Below are 22,038 nucleotides of genomic sequence, written 5' to 3'. Positions count from 1 at the left end.
TCAGGACATGGGACGAGTCACGGAACGACGCAAGGTGATCCGCATCCGGGACGGGGTGGTCTCCACCCGGCCGGACACGCTGGTCGCCGAGGAGCCGCTGGAGATCCGGCTCAACGGCAAGCCGCTGGCGATCACCATGCGCACACCCGGCGACGACTTCGCGCTCGCCGCCGGGTTCCTGGTCAGCGAGGGCGTGCTGGGCGACCACCGTGACCTGCAGAACATCGTCTACTGCGCGGGCGCCACCGTGGACGGCTCCAACACCTACAACGTGGTGGACGTGAAGACCGCGCCCGGTGTCGCGATCCCGGACATCACGCTGGAGCGCAACGTCTACACCACCTCCTCCTGCGGCCTGTGCGGCAAGGCCAGCCTGGACGCGGTCCGTACGACGGCGCGCTGGCCGATCGCGGACAAGCCGCCGGTGCGGGTCGAGCCGGAACTGCTGGCGAGCCTCCCGGACCGGCTGCGCGCGGCCCAGCGGGTCTTCGACCGGACCGGGGGCCTGCACGCGGCGGCCCTGTTCGCCGAGGACGGCGAGCTGCTCGACGTACGGGAGGACGTGGGCCGGCACAACGCGGTGGACAAACTGGTCGGCCGCGCCCTGCAGAACGGGGACCTGCCGCTGTCCCGCGCGATCCTGCTGGTGTCGGGCCGGGCCTCCTTCGAGCTGGCGCAGAAGGCCGTGATGGCGGGCATCCCGGTCCTCGCCGCCGTGTCGGCGCCCTCCTCGCTGGCCGTGGACCTGGCCGCGGAGTCCGGGCTGACCCTGGTGGGCTTCCTGCGGGGCAGCTCCATGAACGTGTACGCGGGCGAGGACCGCATCGCCCTGCGGGCCACGGCCGCCCAGGGCTGACCGCCTCCCCGCGACACGGCGGCGGGGACCCCGGCCGGCGGGGAGCGCCCCCTGCGCCGCCGGGGTCCTGCTGTGCCCTCGCGCCCGAAGCAGCAGGCCCCGCGCAGGTCGAGATCTCCGGTCGCGCTTTGCGCCGTTCCGGTGGCGGTGCCCTCCGGGTATCGCCACGGACGGAAGAGGTCTTGGACGGCGAGGTGCCGCCGGGCGCAGGCTGAAACCCCGTCGGACACATCGGAAAGGGGCATCGGACACGGGCCTGCGAGGACAGCGGATCGTGGTCGTCGGCGGTACGTCGGGCATCGGCCTGGCGGTCGCTGAAGGGGCCGCCCGCGAGGGGGCCGAGGTGGTGGTCGTGGACGGCGGCGGGCTGCTGGTCTGAGGCCCTGTGGCACCGGCTCTGCCGTGTCAACCGGTCGTGAGCCGCACCTGCGAGGCGGCCACGACCGATCCTAGGCGCGGGAAGTCCAGCCCGACCGACGCCTGGTGCTCTGCGGCGGTGAGGGCGGCCATGGCGTCCTCGACGAAGACGAGGTCGTACCCGAGGTCGGCGGCGGCACGGGCGGTGGACTCCACGCCGAGGTTGGTGGCGACGCCGCCGAACACCAGGGTGGTGATGCCGCGTTCGCGCAGGCGCTCGTCGAGGCCCGTGCCCTGGAAGCCGCCGATCGTCCGCTTCACCACCTCGAGGTCACCGTCCCGGAGCAGGCCGGCGACCAGGCCGCTGCCGGGCGGCTGTTCGGCGACGCCGGGGCGTTCGACGCGGATGAGGACGACGGGAGCGCCGGCCGAGCGGAAGGCGTCCGCCAGCCCCTCGGCCGTGGCGAGGACGTCCGTGCCCTTGCGTGGCTCCAGAGGCAGGGCGACGATGCGGTCCATCAGGTCGACGAGCACGAGGGCGGTGCGCGCCGGATCGAGTGTGTCAGCTGCGGTCATGACGGAACGTTAGCCGTCGTCCTCCGTCCGTACCGGAAATACGGATCAACAGATCCATGAACCGCTCGCGTTCGGCCGCGGAGAGCGGGGCGAGCAGTGTGTCGTTCGCCTCGCGGGCCGCCTTCTCGCAGCGCTTCAGCAGTCGGCCGCCCTCCTCGGTGAGCGACACCGCGTTCTTGCGGCGGTCCCTGGGGTCGGGCTCGCGCAGGACGAGACCCGCGGCCTGCAGGTCGTTGAGGATGCCCACCAGATCCTTCGGGTCGAGCGCGATGCCGCGGCCGAGGTCGGCCTGGGCGACCGGGGCGAGGTCACGGACGGCGGAGAGCACCACGTGGTGCCACATCTTCATGCCCTCCGCGGCGAGGGCGTCGGCCATCTCGCCGTGCAGTTGGCCCGGGTGCGCGGGGCGTCCCGCGTCGTGGGCGCCGTGTCCGGCTCCGGCAAGGCGGAGTTCGTGCGCGCGCTCGGCGCCGACGAGGTGGTCGCCTACGACGCTCCCGAGTGGGGCGAGCCCGTCGACTACGCCCTCGACGCGGTGGGCGGCGACCTGCTCGGACCGGCCGTCGCCGCGCTCGCCGCGGGCGGCCGGCTCGTCGCGTACAGCTCGGGCGGCGGCACCGTTCAGGCGTACGACCTGCTGGTGGGCGCCAAGTCCGTGATCGGCTTCCAGATGGCGCGGATCGCCCGCGGGAAGCCGGAACTGTACGAGCGGTGGCGGCAGGAGCTGTGGCGGCTGTTCGCCGAGGGCGCGCTGAAGCCCGTCGTGCATGCCGAGTTCCCGCTCGAGGAGGCGGCGAAGGCACACGCGGTCATCGAGTCGCGCGGCAACCTCGGCAAGGTGGTACTGCGCCCCTGAGCCGCCACTGGCGCCGACCGGTGGCGGTCCGGATGTGGGCCGGCTCGTCAACGGGCCACCGCGTCTCGAGCGCCGAGCGCCTTTCCACGGTCGGCGCGGGCGTACCTCAGCCGGAACGTGTCGCCGTACCGACCGCGGTCCGTGATGCCGCGGCCGGCTCCGGGCCGGCGGCGTCCTGGGCGCGGCGCTTGGCGATCACCGCGCAGACCATCAGCTGCATCTGGTGGAACAGCATCAGCGGGAGCACGGCGAGGGAGGCCTGAGCGCCGAACAGGACGCTCGCCATGGGCAGCCCGGAGGCGAGGGACTTCTTCGACCCGGCGAACTGGATCGCGATCCGGTCCTCCCGACCGAAGCCGAGGGCACGGCCGCCGTACCAGGTCAGCGCCAGCATCACGGCGAGCAGCGCGGCCTCGACCACGAGCAGGCCGCCGAGCCGGAGCGGGCTCACCTGGTGCCAGATGCCACGCACCATGCCCTCGCTGAACGCGGTGTAGACGACCAGCAGGATCGAGCCGCGGTCGACGAGCCCGAGCACCTTCTTGTGCCGGGTGACGAACTCCCCGATCCAGCGCCGCAGGACCTGTCCCGCGACGAACGGCACCAGCAGCTGCAACACGATCTTGACGAGCGAGTCCGCCGAGAATCCGCCGCCGCTGTCGCCCAGCAGGGCCGCCGCGAGCAGCGGGGTGACGACGATGCCGGCGAGGGAGGAGAAGGAGCCCGCGCAGATCGCTGCGGGCACGTTGCCGCGGGCGATCGAGGTGAAGGCGATCGACGACTGGATGGTGGAGGGGACGAGGGTGAGGAAGAGCAGTCCGGTGTAGAGATCGTGCGTCAGGAACACCGGCACCAGGCCCCGGGCCGCCAGACCCAGCAGCGGGAAGATCACGAAGGTGCAGGCCAGCACGGTGACGTGGAGCCGCCAGTGCCGGAGCCCCTCCAGCGCCTCACGGGTGGAGAGCCGGGCCCCGTACAGGAAGAAGAGGAAGGCGATCGCGGCTGTGGAGGCACCGGAGGTGACGCTCGCGGCCGTGCCCCGCGCCGGGAGGAGGGCGGCGAGCCCCACGGTCCCCAGCAGCAGGAGGATGTACGGATCGACGGGCATCCGACGCGGCCATCGCAGGCGTTCCACAGTGCTCCACTACTTCGCTGTACGTCCGGTGCAGGGGCACGATCGTGCCCGGTGCGGGGCACGGTCGTGCCCTCTCCATGCTCCTCCTCCGGCGGGTGATCGGGAATCCGTCATACCGCTCTGAGTGCCATCGTGTTCCGCGATAACCTTCACGCCATGTACGACCCGTCCCACCTCCGTACGTTCCTCGCGGTGGCCCAGACGCTGAGCTTCACGCAGGCCGCCCGGCGGCTGGGGTTGCGCCAGTCCACGGTGAGCCAGCACGTGCGGCGGCTGGAGGACGCGACCGGGCGCCCCCTCTTCCTGCGGGACACGCACTCCGTGGAGCTGACCGAGGACGGCGAGGCGATGCTCGGCTTCGCACGGCGGATCCTGGAGGTGCACGAGCAGGCGACGGCCTTCTTCACCGGGACCCGGCCGCGCGGTCGACTGCGGTTCGGCGCCTCCGAGGACTTCGTGCTCACCCGGCTGCCGGAGATCCTCGAGGGCTTCCGGTACGAGCACCCCGAGGTGGATCTGGAGCTGACGGTCGAGCTGTCGGGCACACTGCACGAACGGCTGGCGGCGGGCCGGCTCGACCTGGTGCTGGCCAAGCGACGCCCCGAGGACCCACGCGGCGAACTGGTCCGGCACGACAAGCTGGTGTGGATCGGCGCGGAGCGACTGCGCCTGGACCCAGACCGCCCGGTTCCGCTGATCGTCTACCCGCCGCCGGGCATCACTCGCGCCCGCGCCCTTCAGGCCCTGGAGGAACAGGGGCGGCCCTGGCGCATCACCTGCACGAGCGGCAGTCTCAACGGCCTGATCGCGGCGGCCCGCGCCGGCCTCGGCGTGATGGCCCACTCCCGGGACCTCATCCCTCCGGGACTGGTCAGGATCCCCGAGCGTGCGGGCCTGCCGGATCTGGGTGAGGTCGACTTCGTCCTGGTCCACTCAGAGCGCCGGGGCCCCGCCCACAGCGCGGCCCAGGCGCTGGCGGCCACGATCCTCGCGGGCGGCGACCGGCTGCACCGACGGTAGTCACCGCACCGGCCGCGGATACGCCGGGCCTGGGCGCCGTCGGGGCCGTCCCGGCCGTGGTGCCGCCCAAGCGGCGGGCATGGCGGAGTGCGGTGAACCCGGTCCGGCAGCGTGACGGCCGGCATGGTGGGGCTGGTCGCGGGGGCGGCCGTGCTGGTGCCGGTGCAGCAACCGCGGGACCGAGTGACAGGATCGGCGCCGCGGACGCTGATGAAGACAGTGGTGGGCCGGAGTGACCGCCGGGGGCGGTGGCCGGCGGAAGGCACCGGCCCCGCCGCGCCGTACTCGTCAGTAGGTCGTGCGGCGCGGTAATCGGCCCGTACAGATTCCGTGGAGATTACGGGACCGGAACTTACGCCGCCGTAAGGGATTCTGTCCGTCCCTTCCCTTTGTGCTCGCATTTTCCATGGCTGACCTGTGCGTTTGTGAGCAGTTCCGGGGTTCTCGACCCTCTCCCGCCGGGCTCCTGGGTGGGGTAGCTTTCACGGCGCTGTGCGGAGCGCCACCAGTGAGCCTGACCGGCTGGAGCACCCCGCAGGCGAACCAAGAGCCGGGAGCGGGGATTGCGCGAGTTCACCAACCCTCCGTTGGCGTCGGCGCCGCCGGTGGGCGGCCTGGCCGATGTCGTCTTCGAGTATGCCCAGGAAGATCCGCTCCGTGTCGCCCTCGGCCGCAAGGACGAGCAGGGCCGGTGGCGCGATGTGACCGCCGCCGAGTTCCGCGACGAGGTGCTGGCGCTCGCCAAGGGGCTGCTGGCCCAGGGCGTGCGCTTCGGGGACCGCGTCGCGATCATGTCCCGTACGCGCTACGAGTGGACGCTCTTCGACTTCGCGCTGTGGACGATCGGCGCGCAGGTCGTCCCCGTCTATCCCACCTCGTCGGCCGAGCAGGTCTTCTGGATGCTGCACGACGCGGAGGTGGTGGCCGCGATGGTGGAGCACGAGGACCACGCGATGACGGTCGCCACGGTCATCGACCGGCTGCCGCAGCTGCGCAGGCTGTGGCAGCTCGACGCGGGCGCCGTGCAGGAGTTGTACGACGCGGGCGCGACCATCGAGGACGAGGTGGTGCACCGGCACCGGCAGGCGGTCACCCCGGAGACGGTGGCGACCGTCATCTACACCTCCGGCACCACCGGCCGCCCCAAGGGCTGTGTCCTCTCGCACGGCAACTTCATGTTCGAGGCCGACACGGTCATCGAGCGGTGGGAGCCGGTGTTCCACTCCAAGCGGGGCGACGAGGCGGCGACCCTGCTGTTCCTGCCGCTGGCGCACGTCTTCGGGCGGATGGTCGAGGTCGCGGCCATTCGCGGCCGGGTCAAGTTCGGCCACCAGCCGCAGCTGAACGCGGCGGCACTGCTGCCCGATCTGGCCGCGTTCAGACCGACGTTCTTCCTCGCCGTGCCGTACATCTTCGAGAAGGTCTTCAACGCGGCCCGCCGCAAGGCCGAGAAGGAGGGCCGCTCCGGGCCGTTCGAGAAGGCGGTCGAGGTCGCCGTGAAGTACGCGGACGCGATGGAGGCCAAGGCGTGGGGCACCGGCCCCGGCCCGTCGGCGGGTCTGCGCATGCAGCACCAGTTCTTCGACAAGGTCGTCTACGCCAAGATCCGCGCCGCGATGGGCGGCCGGGTACGGCACGCGATGTCCGGCGGCTCGGCGATGGACCGCCGGCTCGGCCTGTTCTTCGCGGGCGCCGGCGTGCACATCTACGAGGGCTACGGGCTGACGGAGTCGACGGCGGCGGCGACCGCCAACCCGCCCGAGCGCACCCGCTACGGCACGGTCGGCCAGGCCGTCCCCGGCACCACCGTGCACATCGCGGACGACGGCGAGATCTGGCTGCGCGGCGCCCATGTCTTCCAGGGCTACCTCAACAACCCCAAGGCCACCGACGAGACACTCCACGACGGCTGGCTCGCCACCGGCGACCTGGGCTCCCTGGACGAGGACGGCTATCTCACGATCACGGGCCGCAAGAAGGAGATCCTGGTGACCTCCGGCGGCAAGAGCGTCTCCCCCGGGCTGCTCGAGGAGCGCGTACGGGACCACCCGCTGGTCGCGCAGTGCATCGTCGTCGGCAACGACCGCCCCTACGTCGCCGCGCTCGTCACACTCGACTCCGAGGCCGTGGAGCACTGGCTGCAGATGCAGGGCAAGCCCAAGCTGTCCCCGGCCGAGATGGTGCGCGACCCGGACCTGGAGACGGAGGTGCGGCGCGCGGTGGTCGCCGCCAACACGCTGGTCTCGCAGGCCGAGTCGATCCGTACGTTCCGTATCCTCGCCCACCAGTTCACCGAGGAGCACGGGCTCCTCACGCCGTCGCTGAAGCTGAAGCGCAAGGCCATCGAGAACGCGTACGCGAACGAGGTCGAGGCGCTGTACCGGACCTGAGGCCGGCACAGCGCCCCCTCCCGCTTCGCTCCCTTCGGGGCCGGCTACTCGATCGTCACTCGGAAGATCTTGTCGGAACCGTCCGCCGCGCCTCCGTTGTTGTCGCAGTTCGTGGTGGACAGCCACAACTGGTCGGCGCCGGGCACCTTGCTGACCGTGCGCAGCCGGCCGTAGGTGCCGACGTAGTACGCGCTCGGGGTGCCCACGCTCTCACTGTCGCCGTTGATCGGGATCCGCCACAGCCGCTCGCCGCGCAGGGAGGCCATGTAGACCACGTTGCGGACGATGGCGATGCCGCTCGGTGAGGCCTCGGAGACGTTCCAGGTGGCCTTGGGGTTGGTCATCCCGGCGACGTCGCAGCTTCCCTCACAGGTGGGCCAGCCGTAGTTCGCGCCCGGCTTGATGAGGTTCAGCTCGTCCTTGGAGCTGTTGCCGAACTCCGCCTCCCACAGGCGGCCGTTGCGGTCGAAGGCGAGGCCCTGCGGATTGCGGTGACCGAGACTGTAGACGTAGTTGCCGAACGGGTTGCCGGGGGCCGGCTTGCCGTCGGTCGTCATGCGCAGGATCTTGCCGTTCAGGGAGTTCCTGTCCTGCGCCAGCTCGGGCGTCTGGGCCTCGCCGGTGGAGACGTACAGATAGCCGTCGGGGCCGAAGGCGAGGCGGCCGCCGTTGTGGTAGCGGTTCTTCTTGATGCCCTGGAGCAGGATCTTGTAGTCGCCGAGCCTGGTGCCGTCGTACGTCATGCGGACCACGCGGTTGCCCTCGGACGCGGTGTGCATGAAGTAGACGTAGTGGTCGGTGTCCCACTTGGGGTCGACGGCGACGCCGAGCAGTCCGCCCTCGCCGTTGGTGGTCACCGCGTTCGGCACGGTGCCGACCTGCGTCTTCGTGCCGTCCTTGGTGACCTTCCAGACCCGGAAGTCGTCCCGCTCGGTGACCAGCGCGGTCTTGCCGTCGGGCATCCAGTAGGTGCCCCACGGGATGGTCCAGCCGCTGGAGAGGGTTGTTATCGAGGACGGCACCCCGCCGTCCGTCGAGCAGGCCCTGGTGGTGAACGTGACCGTGTTGCTCGGCTCGGAGACGTTGCCCGCCGCGTCCCGGGCGACCACGTTCAGGCTGTACGGGCTGTTGCAGGCGAGCCCGGTCAGCGTGGTCGAGGTGCCGCTGGTGACCGTGTCGTAGACGGTGGTGTCGCTGCGCACGTCGTAGGCGGCGACCGCCTTGTCGTCGGTCGAGGCGCCCCACTTGAGATCGACGCTGTTGGTGCCGACGTTGCTCGCGGAGAGCGGGCCCGGCCTGCTCGGCGGGGTGGTGTCGGAGCTGGGCTTGGTCGTGCAGTCGACGACGGGGCTGGCGAGCGAGGTGTTGCCCGCCGCGTCGCGGGCGATCACCGTGAGGTTGTAGTCGGTGTTCGGCGTGAGCCCGGTCAGCGCCTTCGAGGTCGAGCTCCCGGGCGCCTCACCGATCTTGTTGCCGTGCTCGTAGATGTCGTACGCCGTCACGCCCACGTCGTCCGTGGAGGCGCCCCAGGTCAGGGTGAGCGCGTCCTCTCCGATGTCCGAGCAGCTGGGCCGGCCGGGGCGGGTCGGGGCCTGGGTGTCGGCGGCCGCGTCCAGGCTGACGCGGTCGAGGTTGGGGCCGCCGTTGGCGGTGGTGGCGGTGGCCCGGATCTTGTCGGTGCCCGCGGTCAGCGGCACGTTGAGGGTCTTGGTGACCCAGGTGTTCCAGTCGGCGGTGGCCGGGAAGGAGACGCCGGAGGCGACCACGGTGCCGTTGACGGAGATGTCCATCGGTCGGTCGGTGGAGGTCCCGTTGGCGTAGCGGAGCGTGAGGGCGGAGGTGCCGGCGGAGGGCGCGTTCACCGTGAACTCCACGTAGGAACCCTTGACGTTGGAGTAGTCGACGAAGCCGCTGCCCGTGTAGCCGGTGTGGTTGGTGGCCACGGTGCCCTGCGAGATCCGGGCGTCCTCGGCCTGGTAGTCGGTGGCGGCGAGGGCGGTGCCCTGGCCGAGACCGGCGAGCGGCAGCGCCAGGGCCGCCGCGACGCCGTACGGCAGAACTCTTCTGATGTGCACGGATGTTCCCCTCAGCCCGTGTACTGGGTGAAGACCTTGAGGTAGTCGTACGGCTGCTGCGTCACGCCGCTGCAGGAGTCGCCGTCGGCGCCCGAGCCGCAGGCCCGGTCGCGGTTGACGGCCCAGTAGGTGAGCCGCCCGATGTGGTGCTGCTGGGCGTAGGCGAGCATGGTCTTGAAGTCGGCCACCCGGACGCGCTCACCGGAGTCGTCGGTCCTGCCGTTCATCGACGACAGCCCGATGTGCGTGTAGGCGGTGGCGTCGCTGTAGCCGTACGCCGACTTCACCTGGGCCTTGAGGCCTTCCATGGCCTTGGTGGTGAGGGTGCCCATGTTCGTGGTGCCGCCGCCGAAGTCGAACGGCATGATGCACCAGACGTCGTTCCCCAGACCGGAGGTGGCGGCCCGCTTGATCATGTCGACGCCGGTGGAGTCGGGACCGCTGGAGGTGGTGCCGAAGGTGATGACGGTCTTCAGCCCCGGGTTGTTCGCCTTGACCGTCTTCAGCGCGTCGACGACCCGCTGCCGCACGGTGGCGTTGGACCACTCGGTGTTCTCGATGTCGATGTCCAGCGCCTTGAGCTTGTAGGCGTTGATCACCTTCTGGTAGGCGCCGGCGAGCGCGGAGGCGCTGGAGCACTTCTCACCGAGCTTGTTCCCGCTCCAGCCGCCGACGGAGACGACGACGTCACCGCCCGCCGCTCTGACCGCGTTGATCGTCGACTGGTCGCTGCCTCCGGTCAGCGGGCGGGAGCCGTCCCACTTCGGGTTGCAGGTGCCGTCGGAGAGGATGAAGGCGAGGGTGAACCACTTGACGCCGGTCGCGGACATGACGGACGTGGGGTTCTGGGGGTTGCCCCAGCCGAGGTACTCGTATGGGGCGACGGCGAAGCCGGGGGAAGCCGCGGTCGTGCTCAGGGAGTTGACGGGCTTGACCCGGATCAGCCGGGTCTCGCCGGGGCGCAGGGTCGCGCTGTACGAGTTCGCGATCACGCCCTTGTGGGAGCCGGACCAGAGGTCGGTGACGTCACCGGAGCCGCTGAAGCCGACCTGCGACCAGTTCACGCTCACGGTGGCGTTGCCCGAGGTGCCGGTGTTGAAGAGCGCGACGACGTACTGTCCGTCGCTCTCCTTCTTGCTCCAGACCTGTTTGACACCGCTGTCGACGATCCGCTTCGCGGCGACCCCGTCCTGGTCCACCCCGATCAGCCGGTCGTTGGTCAGCATCGCCTTGTCGACGGAGTCGAGTTGCGTGAGGTCGGTGCCGAGCAGCAACGGGGCCGCGGCCATCGCCCAGAGCGTGAAGTGCGAACGGCGCTGGTCCGCCGTCAGGCCCACCTGGTCGCCGTTGCCGATCTCCAGCGAGTCCAGGTCGTTCCAGCCGCCGGACCCGGCGTACGGCTGCCAGGAGGCGGCCGAGTCGAACCGCTTGGAGACGTGGGACCAGTCGGTCAGCGGATAGCCGCTGCCGTTGCTCCCCGGTCCGCAGTAGCACTCCACATCGCCCTGGGTACGCCAGCTGTTCGCCAGTTTGCGCCAGGTGGCGGCGTCGGCGATGGGCAGGTTGTTGGAGAGTGCGAAGTTGATGGGCCGTCCCGAGGCCCGCAGCGCCTTGTCCCAGGCCTGGACGTCGGGGATGTCGGCGCCGCCCACCCCGTCGATCTTCAGGTAGTCGACTCCCCAGGACGCGAACTGCTTGGCCCAGGAGTTCACGAACTCCTGGGCGCCCGGCTTGGAGTAGTCGATGGCGTACATGTTCTTGCAGTTGTAGTTCTTCTCGGTCTTCGACGTGTCCGCGATGTCCTTCGCGTGGTACGAGGTCCCCTCGATCGGCGTGTTCTCGGCGACCGCGTTCTTGGCGATGCCGGGGGTCACGTAGAAACCGAACTTCAGGCCCTTGGAGTGGACGTAGTCGGCCAGCCCCTTGATGCCGTTGGGGAACTTGGCCGTGTCGACGGCCCAGCGGCCGTAGTTGTCGACGGTGAAGCCGTTGTCGTCGCACTTCTGCCAGAAGTCGTCGAGGTTGACGTAGACGAAGCCGTGGTCCTTCAGACCACTGGAGACCAGGGCGTCGGCCTGCGCCTTGATCTTCGCCTCGGTCGGCGTGCGGCGCACGAAGCTCCAGCTTGACCAGCCCATGGCGGGCCGGACGGACTGGCCGTTGTCGGAGGCGGCGGCCGGATGAGCGGTGACGCCTGCCAGCGGTACGGCGGCCGCCACGAGCAGGCCGGCCGCCGCGGCCGTGAGCGATCTGATGCGGGTCATGACTGTCCCCCGTTCACGGGTGTCGCGTATGACGTGCCGATCCACGCCTCGTCGATCCGCAGGCGCTTGTAGCGGGCCGAGTCGCTGGAGGCGGCCCAGGTGGTGTCGACCTCGAGACGGACGTAACGGGCGTTGGCGGCCGTCAGGTCGATGCCCTGGATTCCCCGACGACTCGGCAGTTGCCCGGTCTTGACCGCGCTCCCCCAGGTCGAACCGTCGTTGCTCAGGAACACCTTGTAGTCCTTGATCCGCGCGGACTGCTCGGTACTGGAACGGGCGTAGGCGACGGAGTCCTCGCGTTGGTTGAGCCCGATGTACTGCACCTTCTTGGCCGAGCCGAGGTCGAAGGTGAGGTTCACCGGGAGGGTCTTGTTGTTGTCCCAGTAGGTGAGGTAGTCGCCGTCACCGGCGGCTGATCCGGCATGTCCGCCGGCGGAGGCGCTCGCGCTGACCTTGACGCCGGTGAGGGTGCCCTCGCGGCCGGCGGTGGTCACCTTGAAGACGGTGTCGTACGGGTCCCAGCCACCGAGCCCGGACAGCGTCAGCACGCCCCCTGACTGCGACCACGAAACCGCCTCGCCTGTACGGAGGTCGGCGACCGAGGCGATGCGGTAGCCGTTGTCGCGGACGCGCAGGGTGCCGGTACTGGGCGGGGTCAGGACGTGGATGTACTGCCGGTTCGCATCGTCCTTGGCGACGGTCGTCACGCCGTGGGCGCCGTCGTTCCAGGCGCCGGGCTTGAGGCCGCCGTACATGTAGCCGCCGCCCTCGGTGCCGTGCAGGGACTCCCAGATGGGGCCCAGGTAGGAGTTCGCGAAGTTGTTGAAGGAGGCCTGGTTCGACGGGAACTTGCCGTTGACCTGGGCCGTCTCGGCCATCAGCGCCTTCACCGAGGAGCCGGCGTTGGTGATGAGGCGGCCGAGGGTGAGCATGCGGTCGACGGAGGGGTCGGAGCCGTCGTACCACCAGGCGCCGGTCGAGGGCAGCTTGAAGTCGGCCTCGGTCAGGCGGGGCTGGGCGGTGTAGATCGCCTGCGGGTAGTCGTAGGCCGGGGTCATCCCGGTCTTCTGCTCATTGCTGATCATGTCCATGATCGGCGTGTCTTCGTTGTTGTTGCTGAGCGTGTAGTTCGGGCGCTTGTCGTAGATCTGCTGGTAGAGGTTGTGGCTCTCCCAGTACGGGTTGTCGTTGTCGATCCAGAAACCGCCGAGGTCGGGGTAGCGGTCCATGACCTCGAAGAAGTTGTCGTAACTGAACTGCCCGAAGCCGTCGTTGGTGGTCAGGTCGACGTTCTTGCCCTTGTAGGCGGAGTAGGCGGCCGAGTCGAGCCATTCGTGGCCGCCCTCCTCGTGCCACTGGGGGTCGTTGGTCATGTAGAGGACGACCTTCATGCCCTTGGCCTTGGCGGCGGTGATCAGCTCGCCGAGGAAGTCCCGCTTGGTGGAGCAGGAGCCGGGGATCTTCGACGGCCAGGGGCGGGCGTAGCCGAGGCGGCTGTGGAAGGTGGCGAGGACCATGTACTGGGTGTGCAGCTTCTGCGCCTCGTTCACCCAGTAGTCCGGGCTCCAGCCGCCGCTGGTCACGTCGTTCTCCCAGGCGGTGCAGCTTGCGTGGGCCGGCGCGGTGCGCAGGCCCCAGTGCAGGAAGAGCCCACCGACGGAAGCGCGCAGGAAGTCCTGACGGGGGTTCTCCAGGTCGAGCGGTTTCACCGCCGTACTGGCGCAGTCCTGGCTTCCCGAGACCCGCAGAGCGCCGCCGGACGTGTTGTGGCTGCCCGTCAGGCAGGCGCCGGTGACGTCGTGGAAGCCCACGTCGAACGGGGAGTCGCCGCCCTTCTGCGCGGTGAAGCGGGTGAGGCGGATGCCGTCGGCCGCGTCGGCGATGAACGCGGGCCGGCCGTCGTTCGAGGCGAACTTCACCGAGCTGTCCGTGAACTGGACGTTGTCGGCGTTGTGCAGATACCAGCCGTAGGCCGGGCGGGTGCCGATGCTCTTGGGGTTGTAGTCGGTCGGGTCGTTGCTCGGCACGCCCGTGGACATCGTTCCGTTGCCGCCGGGGACCGTGACGTTGACGTCGGTGAAGGTCACGCCGTTGATGCGGTGGCCGCTCTCGCCCCACAGGGTCGGGCTGAGGGACGGGCTGTTGCCGGTGGCCGTGATGTGGTCGTACGTGACGTCGCTGATCGATCCGACGCCGGGACTGTTCCCGCACCGCTTGCGGGTGCCGATCTTCTGCATGATCGGCGAGTGGACGTTCGTCATCGTGATGTCGCGGTAGTGGACGTCGGAGATCTTCGAGCCGTCCATGGAGACCATGCCGAGGCCGGACTTGTCGGCGCCGTCGATGCGGATGTTCTCGAACCGGTAGTCCGAGAAGTCGCCGCAGGTCTCGGAGCCGAACATCAGGGCGTTGCAGCACTTGGCCCCGAGGGTCGAATCACTCACCCGCACATGCCCGTTGGCCAGCTTGGCACCGAGCGCGTAGTCGCTCTTGAAGACCAGGGCGTCGTCGTTGGCGTGGATGGTGGCGTTGGTGATCGTGACGTTGGTGGTGGAGATGACGTTCCAGCCGTCGCGGTCGCTTGCGGTGTCGATGGTGAGGTGGTCGGAGGTCACGTTCTTGCAGCCGTTGATGAGGGCCGCGAAGTGGCCGCCCCGGCGCAGGGTGAGGCCGTCGCCGATGCGCAGGCCGTCGCACCGGGTCAGCGAGATGATCTTGTCGGCCTCGCCGGACTTGGGGTTGCCGGTGATCAGGTTGCCCGCGCCGTCGATGACGCCCTGGCCGACGAAGCCGATGTCGGTCAGCTTGTCGCCGTGGATCATCGCGTCGTGGAAGTGGCTGTGCCCGTAGTCCTGGTAGCCGTCGTACGGGTTGGACTCGGCCTTGTCGTAGGTGTCGGCACTGGAGCCCTGGAGAGTGGCGCCCTTGTCGAGTTGGAGCGTCACATGGCTCTTCATGTGGATGGTGTTCCTGGACTTGTAGGTGCCGGAGGGGAAGCGGACGGTACCGCCGCCCGCCGAGTTGGCCGCCGTGATCGCCTTGTCGATGGCCGGGGAGTCGTTGGCGGAGCCGTCGCCCTTGGCGCCGTAGTCGCGCACGTCGTACTCGGTGGCGGCGCGGGCGGTGGTGTGCGGGGCGGCGAGGGCCGCGGGATGGGTGAGGCCGAGGACGGCGGCCACGACGAAGAGGACGACGGCCGCCGCTCGGCTGCGTGGACCGGTGGGGGGTTTCACGTGACGGCTCCTCACACCAGTTGGTATCCACGGAGGTCGGTGAGCAGGAGGTAGGTGTCCTGCAGGGACCCGGAGGTGTCGCCGAGGGAGCGGTAGATGCCCCACTTCGGGCGCACCCGGTCGGCCAGGAAGGTGTCGACGCCTGTCTTCGACGCGTCGATCACGGTCGAGCCGCCGGACTTGAGTATCCAGCGGACCGAACCCGCCGAGCCGTTGCCGACCTTGATCTGGAAGTCGACGTCGGTCCACTTGTCGTGTAGCGGGTCCAGGTCGGTCCGGCCGACGAGGATGTCATCGACGGCGAGCTTCAACTCGATGGTCTGCTTGCCGTTCACCCGCCGCAGCGACTGCACGACGATCGGCGAGGTGCCGTTGCCCGGCTGCTTCATCTGCATGATGTGGGTGAAGGTGGTGGTCGCCTTCAGCGAGCTCGGGATGTACATCGAGTACGTGACCCGCCAGGTCTGTCCCTCGGTCCACTTGAGGTAGCTGCTGCTCGTGCGCAGGCCGGTGACCTCCTGGCGCTGGCGGTCGGTCGAGGTGTCGCGGTCGACCATGTGCATGTTGAAGCGCCAGTTGTCGCCGGTGGCGAAGATGTGCGGATGCCCGGCGGGGTGCGAGTCGGCACGGTCGTCCTCGATCGTCTCGAAGGCGCCGAGGCCGTCGCTGCTCGCGGAGGGCGCCCACTTCTGCCGCCAGGAGGCGGCGTGGGCCGTGGCAGCGGTCGGCAGGCCGGCCGCGACCGCCGCCGCACCACCGAGGGCGGCGCCCAGCAGCGCCCTTCTGGACGTGCTCATGACACTAATCACCTCGCAGTTGTTCGTTCATGATCAGGAAGGCACCCAGGCCGTGGAAGTCGTTGGTGGCCCGGGGGCGGCCGACGTAGTACGCGTAGTCGCCGACGTTGGTGCCGATGGAGATGTCGGCGAGATTCGTGCGGCCGTCGGAGCCGACCGAGAGCTTCGCCAGCACGCCCTGGTAGCCACGGCGCGCGACGGCGGCGTAGTGCGGGTCGATGTAGCCCTGTCGCGCGCCGCGCGACAGGGCGTAGGTGAACATGCTGGAGCAGGAGGTCTCGGTCCAGTCGTCGGGCCGGCTCCCCTTGTCCATCACCTGGAACCAGCGCCCGGTCGCCGGGTCCTGGTACTTCTCCAGACCCGCGGCCAGCTTCCGGAAGATCGACACCAGTCGGGGGCGGCGGGGCTGGTTCGCGGGGACGGCGTCCAGGACGTCGACGATCGCCATGGAGTACCAGCCGACGGCCCGGCACCAGTGCTCGGGGGCGAGCCCGGTCTGCGGATCGGCCCAACCCGCGCTCCTGGACTCGTCGTAGGCGTGCTTGAGCAGGCCGTCGGCGACCTGCAGATGGCTGCCGTAGACGGAGAGCTGCTTGGCCGCCTCGTCGTCGGTGTACGCGCTGTCGCCGAACTCCTTGCCGTACTCGACGAGGAACGGGTTCACCATGTAGGCGCCGTCCGCCCAGAGCTGGTGCGCCCGGCTGCTGGTATCGGCGTGCCAGAAACCGCCGTCCGAGGTGCGGGGATAGGTGTTCAGCCGGTCGCGGATCTGCCGGGCGGCGATGCGGTAGCGGTCCTGACCGGTCTCGTGGTGCAGGAGCACGAGCAATCGGCCGGCCTGCATGCTGTCGAGGCTGTCGAAGCCCTGGCCGATCGAGCCGTCGCTTTTCACGAAACGGTCGACATAGCTCTTGATGTACGTCAGGTAGCGAGCGTCGTGTGTGCGCCGGTAGACGAGGTACTGGCCGTACAGGTACAGGCCGACCGGGTAGGACCAGCCGCCGATCGTGCTCGGCGTGTAACGGGACGTGGTCGAGTCCACGACCGCGACCGACCAGTCCGGGGCGGCGACGGGGCGCGCGGCGTGGGGTACCGGAGCCGGGGCGGCCGGTGCGGTGGCCGCCAGCCCGGTCAGCCCGGCGGTGGCGAGCGCGCCCGCCGTCAGTGCGGCTCGCAGGCGTCGTCTCATGACGCTTCCTTTCGATGGGCGCAGGGATGGGCTCGGGACGGGCGCGGGATGGGCGTACGGGTGCGGCGGGTGACGGCGGCCTCGTGCCGGGAGCGGGACGGTGGCCTCGTGCCGGGAGCGGGACGGTGGCGTGTGAGCAGGCCCCGCCCGGCCGCACGCCGCCCTCCGCGAACTCCGCGCGCGCCGTCAACTGCCGTGGAACGGCGAACAGTTCGCTTCACCGGGTCGCCGGCGCACCGGTGGTCCGGTCAGTCGGGGACCTGACCGGCCACGTCCTCCGATGTTTCCCGGATGCTCTGCTCCAGTTGGCAGGCCCCGTGGGCCTTCTCGTTCATGGCTGCGTACCTGCTTTCCAGCGAGTGGGGGGTGGGATGGGCCCAGTCAGGGCCAGGCAGGCGCGTGATTCACATAGATGCACCGGGTTCAGTGATGCGTTCGGTGCCGCGATACAGAGTTGCGGCATGGCGTGACCCGGTCAATGGTCCGGACCGATAAGGTCGGATCCATTTCCGGCCAATCTGGGGTTGTCGTCGAGACTTCGCGGGGAACCCGGGGCTCAGGAATGCACGTAGGGTGGTGATCGTTGACGATAGGAGCACCACCCGACGACTGAAGGATCGAGAGCTCGTGAGCAGCAAGGTCCCCCCGATCATCCTGAACAACGGCGTCGAGATGCCCCAGCTCGGCTTCGGCGTCTGGCAGGTGCCGGACGACGAGGCGGAGAGCGCGGTCACCACCGCGCTTCAGGCCGGTTATCGCAGCATCGACACAGCGGCGATCTACGGCAACGAGGAGGGCGTCGGCAAGGCCGTCGCCACCTCCGGCATCCCCCGCGAGGACCTCTTCATCACCACCAAGCTCTGGAACAGCGACCATGGGTACGACGCCACGCTGCGCGCCTTCGACGCGTCGCTGGACAAGCTCGGCCTGGAATACGTGGACCTGTACCTGATCCACTGGCCGCTGCCGTCCCGGGGCACGTTCGTCGAGACGTACAAGGCCTTCGAGAAGCTCCACGCGGACGGCCGCGCCCGGGCGATCGGTGTCTCCAACTTCCTTCCGGAGCACCTTCAGACGCTGCTCGACGCCACGTCCGTCATCCCGGCGGTCAACCAGATCGAGCTGCACCCGCACCTGCAGCAGCACGCCGCCCGCGAGTACCACGCGGAGCAGGGCATCGCGACCGAGGCCTGGTCGCCGCTCGGCCAGGGCAAGGGTCTCCTCGAGGTGCCGGCGATCGTGGCCATCGCACAGAAGCACGGCCGCACCCCGGCCCAGATCGTGCTGCGCTGGCACGTCCAGCTCGGCAACATCGTGATCCCGAAGTCCGTGACGCGGGCCCGGATCAGGGAGAACATCGAGGTCTTCGACTTCTCGCTGGACACCGAGGACATGGCGGCGATCAGCGCGCTGAACGAGGACCGTCGCCTGGGTCCCGACCCGGCGACGTTCGACCTGGGCTGACCGGCGACCGAACGACGCGCCCCGAACCTCCGCCACGGCGGTTGCGGGGCGCGTCGCCGTGGTCCCGGGGCGCGTCGCCGTGGTCCCGGGCCGCGTCGCCGTGGTCCCGGGCCGCGTCGCCGTGGTCCCGGGCCGCGTCGTGGTGCGCGTCCCCGCGTGCCGTCACATAGGCGCTGACCAGGATCAGCGCGCAACCGACCCCCTGCATCGACGTGGGCCGCTCCCCCAGCACCAGGGCGCCGAGAGCGAGCGCGCCCACCGGGGTGAGCAGGAGCAGGACCGCTCCGGTGTGGCTCGGCAGCCGTGGGGAGTTGACGGCCACCAGCAGCCAGCCGACGACCTGGCTGCTCAGCGCGACCAGCGCCAGCCAGCCCAGCGCAGTCCAGGACGGCGTGAGGTCCAGGACGCCCCATGCCGCGCCGCCGACCGCCGAGACGACGGTCGCCGCGCAGATCACCACGGTGTACGTGGTCCGGACATGCCCCCGGAAGCCCCCGCGGCGCAGCAGGAAGAGAAAGCCCGAGTAGCTCAGCGCGGCGAGGACCGCGTGGACCGTGCCCGCGGTGGGATCGCTGCCACCGGCGCCCTTCTCGAACAGCCCGCCGGTCAGTACGACCCCAACGACCAATACCGGCAGCCAGCTCAGGAACCGGCGGGGCACATGCTCCCGGTCCACCGCCCAGGCGAGCAGCGGCACCACCACGACCTGCACATTGACCAGCACGGTGGACAGCCCGGCGCCGACCTCGGTGATCGACCTGGCCCACAGCAGGGTGTCCCCGGCGAACAGCACCCCACCGGCCAGCCCGTAGCAGAGCTGTCGCCGGGGCGGTGGGCCTTCGCGGCGCCACTCGGGGAGGGCCAGCAGCACCAGGAACGGCAGAGAGATCAGACAGCGGTACGCCGAGGCGGTGCCCGCCCCGGCGCGGCTGAGCGCGATGAAGACAGGTGACGCGGACAGCGACAGGGCACCGGCCGCCTGACCCCAGCGAGGTCCGCGCGGGACCCGCGGGGCGCGTCGACGCGTGGCGGCGATGTCCGTTCGCGTCACTCGGCGGACTCCTCACGGCAGGCGTGAAAACGTGCTTCGAGTACCCGCCGGCCGATCGGCCATGCGCGGCCTCGCTCACGCGGCCGAGCTGCGGATTTCGCCGTCGGCGCCCAACCGGGGCCGCTTCCCCGCGCGTTGCAGGGCTTGACGCGAGCATGCAGACGGGTCCACCTTGTACGGCACCCGGTAAGGAAACTTTCCTAACAGAAGGGTCCCCCACAGTGCGCACTCGACCACTGACCCTCGCCGCGGCCGCCGGCGCCGCACTCCTCGCCACCGCCGTACTCCCCGCGAACGCCTCCGGAGCCGCCCCCACGTCCGCCCAGGAGGGCTCGGTCAGCGCGGCCGACCTCCTCGCCAAGGTGACGTCCTGTTCTCAGATATCGAACGGCAAGTACAAGACGGACGACGAGACCTCGGCCACCGTCCCCGTCTGCGGCAAGAACGGCGCGGTGTTCTGGAAGGCCGACATGGACGTCGACTGCGACGGCCAGGTCACCGGCAAGTGCAACGGCGACACCGACCCCTGGTTCCAGGACGACACCGCGTTCCACCAGTCCGACGGCAAGCCACTGCGCGCCGACTCGCTGCCGTACGTGGTCGTGCCGAGCGCCGGCAGCATCTGGAAGTACTCCAGCTCCGGCATCAAGGGCGGTGGCGTGGTCGCCGTGATCTACAACAACAAGGTCGAGTACGCGGTCGTCGGCGACACCGGCCCCACGAAGATCATCGGCGAGGCGTCCTACGCCACCGCGAAGGCGCTCGGCATCGACCCCGACCCGGCCACCGGCGGCGCGGACTCCGGCGTGACGTACATCCTGTTCAAGAATTCGCAGGTATCACCGATCGAGAGCCACAGCGCGGCGGTGTCCCTCGGTGAGTCGCTGGCCAAGAAGTTCATTCAGAACAACTGAGCCCGTGATGCCGGGCGCCCGCCACCGGGCGCCCGGCACACGTCAGTCGGGCCGGCCGGTCGGTCGTGGAGCGCTCGCCGAGTCAGGCCTTGACGGCCGTGTGCATCGTGTGCGCCTGCAGCACGTAGACATCGCGGCGGTGGTACAGGCTCGCCTTGTCGTCCGGGTCCAGGAGGCGGTCCAGGGTTGAGCGGTCCGTCGCGTCCAAGCCGTCCGCGAGCTTGTCGCGACGGCGCTGGAACTCGGCGACGACACAGGTGCGGGCCTGGTCGGAGAGCGGAGCGGGCAGCTCGAACAGGAAGGTGCGGGTCACCGGCGCGCGCAGCCCGACGGAGGTCATGAGCGCGGCCCAGTCCTCGGTCTCCGTGACCGCGCCGGGCAGCTCCGCGCGCATCGCGGTGAACCGCTCGGTCTCCACCGCGTCCAGCCGGGCCTCCAGACCCGGGCGTCCGATGCCGATGTCACGCGGGAGCGAGCGCGGGGGCAGACCGCCCTCCAGCAGGGCCAGGACTCCGCCGGGAGCGAGACGATCCGCGAAAGCGGCAAGTGCCGCGCGCTGGTCACCGAGGTGGTGCAGGCTGCGACTCGCCCACAGCAGGTCCGCCGGGTACTCCAACTCCCCCAGGACACCCGGAAGTTCACCGGACAGAGTGCTGAAACGGTCGGCCAGCCCCAGCCGGGCGGCCCGCATACGGGCGCGTTCCAGCAGCGGCCCGGACCCGTCGGCCGCCACGACCCGGGCGTCCGGGAAGGCCTCGGCGAGGACGCAGGTGACGGCTCCCGGTCCGCTGCCGGCGTCGACGATCAGCCCCGGCCGCGCACCGCGCTCCTCCAGCCAGCTCGCGATCCGCCGGTACATGGGGGTGAGCAGCTCGGCCTGCGACTCCAGCAGCGGGGCCATCGCGGCCCAGTCGACATCGGCGTGCGCGTGATGGTCGTGGTGCTCGTGCGCCATGGTGGTCACCCTCTCTTCTCGGTGCCGCCAGCCTGCGCCGACGCACCGTGAGGGGGCAACTTCTGTTGCCGCTGCGGCAAAACGGGGTGCGCCGCCGCCGGCCGGTCGCCGATGATGGCCCCATGGACGACCGGATGGTGGAGCGCTTTCTCCAGGACGGGTTCGTGCGGATCGAGGGCGCCGTGCCGCCGCGGGTCGCGGAGGACTGCGCGCGGCTGCTGTGGCGGGAGACGGGGTACGACCCCAAGGACCCCGGCACCTGGAAGGATCCGGTCGTCTGGGTGGGCGGCATGGCCCAGGGCCCGTTCGCGGCAGCGGCCAACTCCCTGGTTCTGCACGAGGCGTTCGATCTGCTGGTAGGCGAGGGCCGGTGGGTGCCCCGGTACTCGCTGGGCAGCTTCCCGCTGCGGTTCCCGCACGAGCGGGAGCCGGACGACGCGGGCTGGCACATCGAGGGCAGCTACCTGCCCGAGGGAGCGAACTGGCACTACGCCAACCTGCGCTCGAAGGACCGCGCGCTGCTGATGCTGTTCCTTTTCAGCGAGGTGACCGAGGACGACGCACCGACCCGCATCCGGGTCGGCTCCCACCTGGACGTGCCGCCGCTGCTGGAGCCGTACGGCGAGGAAGGCGTCTCAGGGCTGGAGATCGCGCCGAAGCTGGTGGCGGCGACGGAGCACCGCCCCCTGGCGTACGCCACCGGCCGCCCCGGTGACGTGTACCTCTGCCATCCCTTCCTCGTCCACGCCGCCCAGCCCCACCACGGCACCCGTCCTCGCTTCATGGCGCAGCCGCCGCTGTACCCCGCGGTGCCGTACGAGCTGGACCGCCCCGACGGCGACTACTCGGCGGTGGAGTTCGCGATCCGCCGGGGCCTGGCCCGGGAGGACTGACCCCGGCGGATCA

The 22,038-nt window shown here is 70.0% G+C and carries 15 protein-coding genes and 2 pseudogenes; 7 read left to right on the top strand and 10 right to left on the bottom strand.

Annotation, left to right across the window (positions count from 1 at the left end):
• Window positions 1-7 precede the first annotated feature (7 nt).
• Window positions 8-856 carry a formate dehydrogenase accessory sulfurtransferase FdhD gene (gene fdhD / locus ACZ7L1_RS15705; protein WP_471437591.1) on the top strand — a complete coding sequence of 283 codons (849 nt, stop codon included), beginning with the start codon at window positions 8-10 and terminating at the stop codon, window positions 854-856.
• A 405-nt stretch (window positions 857-1,261) separates the two neighbouring features.
• Here the strand turns inward: fdhD and ACZ7L1_RS15700 are convergent, their stop codons facing one another.
• Together ACZ7L1_RS15700 and ACZ7L1_RS15695 are read right to left on the bottom strand one after the other, a co-directional pair.
• A complete protein-coding gene (locus ACZ7L1_RS15700) occupies window positions 1,262-1,789 on the bottom strand; it encodes an isochorismatase family protein (RefSeq protein WP_471437589.1) in 528 nt (175 codons plus the stop codon).
• Window positions 1,776-2,162, bottom strand: a pseudogene (locus tag ACZ7L1_RS15695) (MarR family winged helix-turn-helix transcriptional regulator); the annotation flags it as partial. The pseudogene ACZ7L1_RS15695 and the gene ACZ7L1_RS15700, both read right to left, overlap by 14 nt.
• On the opposite strand from ACZ7L1_RS15695, the pseudogene ACZ7L1_RS15690 reads away from it, so the two are divergent.
• Window positions 2,154-2,645, top strand: a pseudogene (locus ACZ7L1_RS15690) (quinone oxidoreductase family protein); the annotation flags it as partial. The pseudogenes ACZ7L1_RS15695 and ACZ7L1_RS15690 overlap by 9 nt on opposite strands.
• Before the next feature lie 106 nt (window positions 2,646-2,751).
• On the opposite strand, the gene ACZ7L1_RS15685 reads toward ACZ7L1_RS15690, so the two are convergent.
• On the bottom strand, window positions 2,752-3,753 hold the full coding sequence (locus ACZ7L1_RS15685) for a bile acid:sodium symporter family protein (RefSeq protein WP_471437587.1): 1,002 nt from the start codon (window positions 3,751-3,753) through the stop codon (window positions 2,752-2,754).
• Between the two features lie 183 nt (window positions 3,754-3,936).
• On the opposite strand from ACZ7L1_RS15685, the gene ACZ7L1_RS15680 reads away from it, so the two are divergent.
• Window positions 3,937-4,800: a LysR substrate-binding domain-containing protein gene (locus ACZ7L1_RS15680; RefSeq protein ID WP_471437585.1), complete on the top strand. Its 864-nt coding sequence runs from the start codon at window positions 3,937-3,939 to the stop codon at window positions 4,798-4,800.
• Between the two features lie 563 nt (window positions 4,801-5,363).
• Complete coding sequence (locus ACZ7L1_RS15675; protein WP_471437583.1) at window positions 5,364-7,190, top strand: AMP-dependent synthetase/ligase; 1,827 nt, start codon at window positions 5,364-5,366, stop codon at window positions 7,188-7,190.
• 44 nt (window positions 7,191-7,234) lie between these two features.
• On the opposite strand, the gene ACZ7L1_RS15670 is transcribed toward ACZ7L1_RS15675, so the two are convergent.
• From ACZ7L1_RS15670 to ACZ7L1_RS15650, 5 genes are read right to left on the bottom strand one after another with little or no spacing between them, the layout of a single operon-like run.
• On the bottom strand, window positions 7,235-9,265 hold the full coding sequence (locus ACZ7L1_RS15670; RefSeq protein ID WP_471437581.1) for a PQQ-dependent sugar dehydrogenase: 2,031 nt from the start codon (window positions 9,263-9,265) through the stop codon (window positions 7,235-7,237).
• An 11-nt stretch (window positions 9,266-9,276) separates the two neighbouring features.
• Window positions 9,277-11,529, bottom strand: a complete 2,253-nt coding sequence (locus ACZ7L1_RS15665; protein WP_471437579.1) for an alpha-galactosidase — start codon at window positions 11,527-11,529, stop codon at window positions 9,277-9,279.
• Window positions 11,526-14,762 (bottom strand): glycosyl hydrolase family 28 protein, encoded by a 3,237-nt coding sequence (locus tag ACZ7L1_RS15660; RefSeq protein ID WP_471437577.1) that lies wholly within the window; start codon window positions 14,760-14,762, stop codon window positions 11,526-11,528. Before ACZ7L1_RS15660 ends, ACZ7L1_RS15665 begins: the two co-directional genes overlap by 4 nt.
• 11 nt (window positions 14,763-14,773) lie before the next feature.
• Window positions 14,774-15,559, bottom strand: a complete 786-nt coding sequence (locus ACZ7L1_RS15655; protein WP_471437575.1) for a heparin lyase I family protein — start codon at window positions 15,557-15,559, stop codon at window positions 14,774-14,776.
• A gap of 4 nt (window positions 15,560-15,563) precedes the next feature.
• Window positions 15,564-16,748 carry a glycoside hydrolase family 88/105 protein gene (locus tag ACZ7L1_RS15650; protein ID WP_471437573.1) on the bottom strand — a complete coding sequence of 395 codons (1,185 nt, stop codon included), beginning with the start codon at window positions 16,746-16,748 and terminating at the stop codon, window positions 15,564-15,566.
• A gap of 627 nt (window positions 16,749-17,375) precedes the next feature.
• Here ACZ7L1_RS15650 and ACZ7L1_RS15645 point away from each other — a divergent pair.
• Window positions 17,376-18,212 carry an aldo/keto reductase gene (locus tag ACZ7L1_RS15645; protein WP_471437571.1) on the top strand — a complete coding sequence of 279 codons (837 nt, stop codon included), beginning with the start codon at window positions 17,376-17,378 and terminating at the stop codon, window positions 18,210-18,212.
• On the opposite strand, the gene ACZ7L1_RS15640 is transcribed toward ACZ7L1_RS15645, so the two are convergent.
• A complete protein-coding gene (locus tag ACZ7L1_RS15640; RefSeq protein WP_471437570.1) occupies window positions 18,151-19,263 on the bottom strand; it encodes a DMT family transporter in 1,113 nt (370 codons plus the stop codon). The two genes, ACZ7L1_RS15645 and ACZ7L1_RS15640, sit on opposite strands and share 62 nt — an antisense overlap.
• Before the next feature lie 221 nt (window positions 19,264-19,484).
• Here ACZ7L1_RS15640 and ACZ7L1_RS15635 point away from each other — a divergent pair, with 221 nt between their 5' ends.
• On the top strand, window positions 19,485-20,177 hold the full coding sequence (locus ACZ7L1_RS15635; RefSeq protein WP_471437568.1) for a glycoside hydrolase family 75 protein: 693 nt from the start codon (window positions 19,485-19,487) through the stop codon (window positions 20,175-20,177).
• An 82-nt stretch (window positions 20,178-20,259) separates the two neighbouring features.
• Here the strand turns inward: ACZ7L1_RS15635 and ACZ7L1_RS15630 are convergent, their stop codons facing one another.
• Window positions 20,260-21,132, bottom strand: coding sequence for a class I SAM-dependent methyltransferase (locus tag ACZ7L1_RS15630; RefSeq protein ID WP_471437774.1), 873 nt, complete (start codon window positions 21,130-21,132; stop codon window positions 20,260-20,262).
• A gap of 122 nt (window positions 21,133-21,254) precedes the next feature.
• Here ACZ7L1_RS15630 and ACZ7L1_RS15625 point away from each other — a divergent pair, with 122 nt between their 5' ends.
• The gene (locus ACZ7L1_RS15625; RefSeq protein WP_471437566.1) at window positions 21,255-22,025 is read left to right on the top strand and encodes a phytanoyl-CoA dioxygenase family protein; all 771 of its coding nucleotides are present in this window, start codon (window positions 21,255-21,257) and stop codon (window positions 22,023-22,025) included.
• Window positions 22,026-22,038 lie beyond the last annotated feature (13 nt).

Source organism: Streptomyces sp. NPDC107546 (assembly GCF_055639175.1).
Note: the sequence above shows the minus strand (reverse complement) of the source record. Positions and strands in the feature narration are given on the sequence as shown.

What these genes read in the sequence shown, in the direction of transcription:
- ACZ7L1_RS15625 (WP_471437566.1), top strand. Translation starts at nt 21,255, where the DNA reads ATGGACGACCGGATGGTGGAGCGCTTTCTCCAGGACGGGTTCGTGCGG.
- ACZ7L1_RS15655 (WP_471437575.1), bottom strand. Translation starts at nt 15,559, where the DNA reads ATGAGCACGTCCAGAAGGGCGCTGCTGGGCGCCGCCCTCGGTGGTGCG.
- fdhD (WP_471437591.1), top strand. Translation starts at nt 8, where the DNA reads ATGGGACGAGTCACGGAACGACGCAAGGTGATCCGCATCCGGGACGGG.
- ACZ7L1_RS15680 (WP_471437585.1), top strand. Translation starts at nt 3,937, where the DNA reads ATGTACGACCCGTCCCACCTCCGTACGTTCCTCGCGGTGGCCCAGACG.
- ACZ7L1_RS15630 (WP_471437774.1), bottom strand. Translation starts at nt 21,132, where the DNA reads ATGGCGCACGAGCACCACGACCATCACGCGCACGCCGATGTCGACTGG.
- ACZ7L1_RS15665 (WP_471437579.1), bottom strand. Translation starts at nt 11,529, where the DNA reads ATGACCCGCATCAGATCGCTCACGGCCGCGGCGGCCGGCCTGCTCGTG.
- ACZ7L1_RS15685 (WP_471437587.1), bottom strand. Translation starts at nt 3,753, where the DNA reads ATGCCCGTCGATCCGTACATCCTCCTGCTGCTGGGGACCGTGGGGCTC.
- ACZ7L1_RS15650 (WP_471437573.1), bottom strand. Translation starts at nt 16,748, where the DNA reads ATGAGACGACGCCTGCGAGCCGCACTGACGGCGGGCGCGCTCGCCACC.
- ACZ7L1_RS15700 (WP_471437589.1), bottom strand. Translation starts at nt 1,789, where the DNA reads ATGACCGCAGCTGACACACTCGATCCGGCGCGCACCGCCCTCGTGCTC.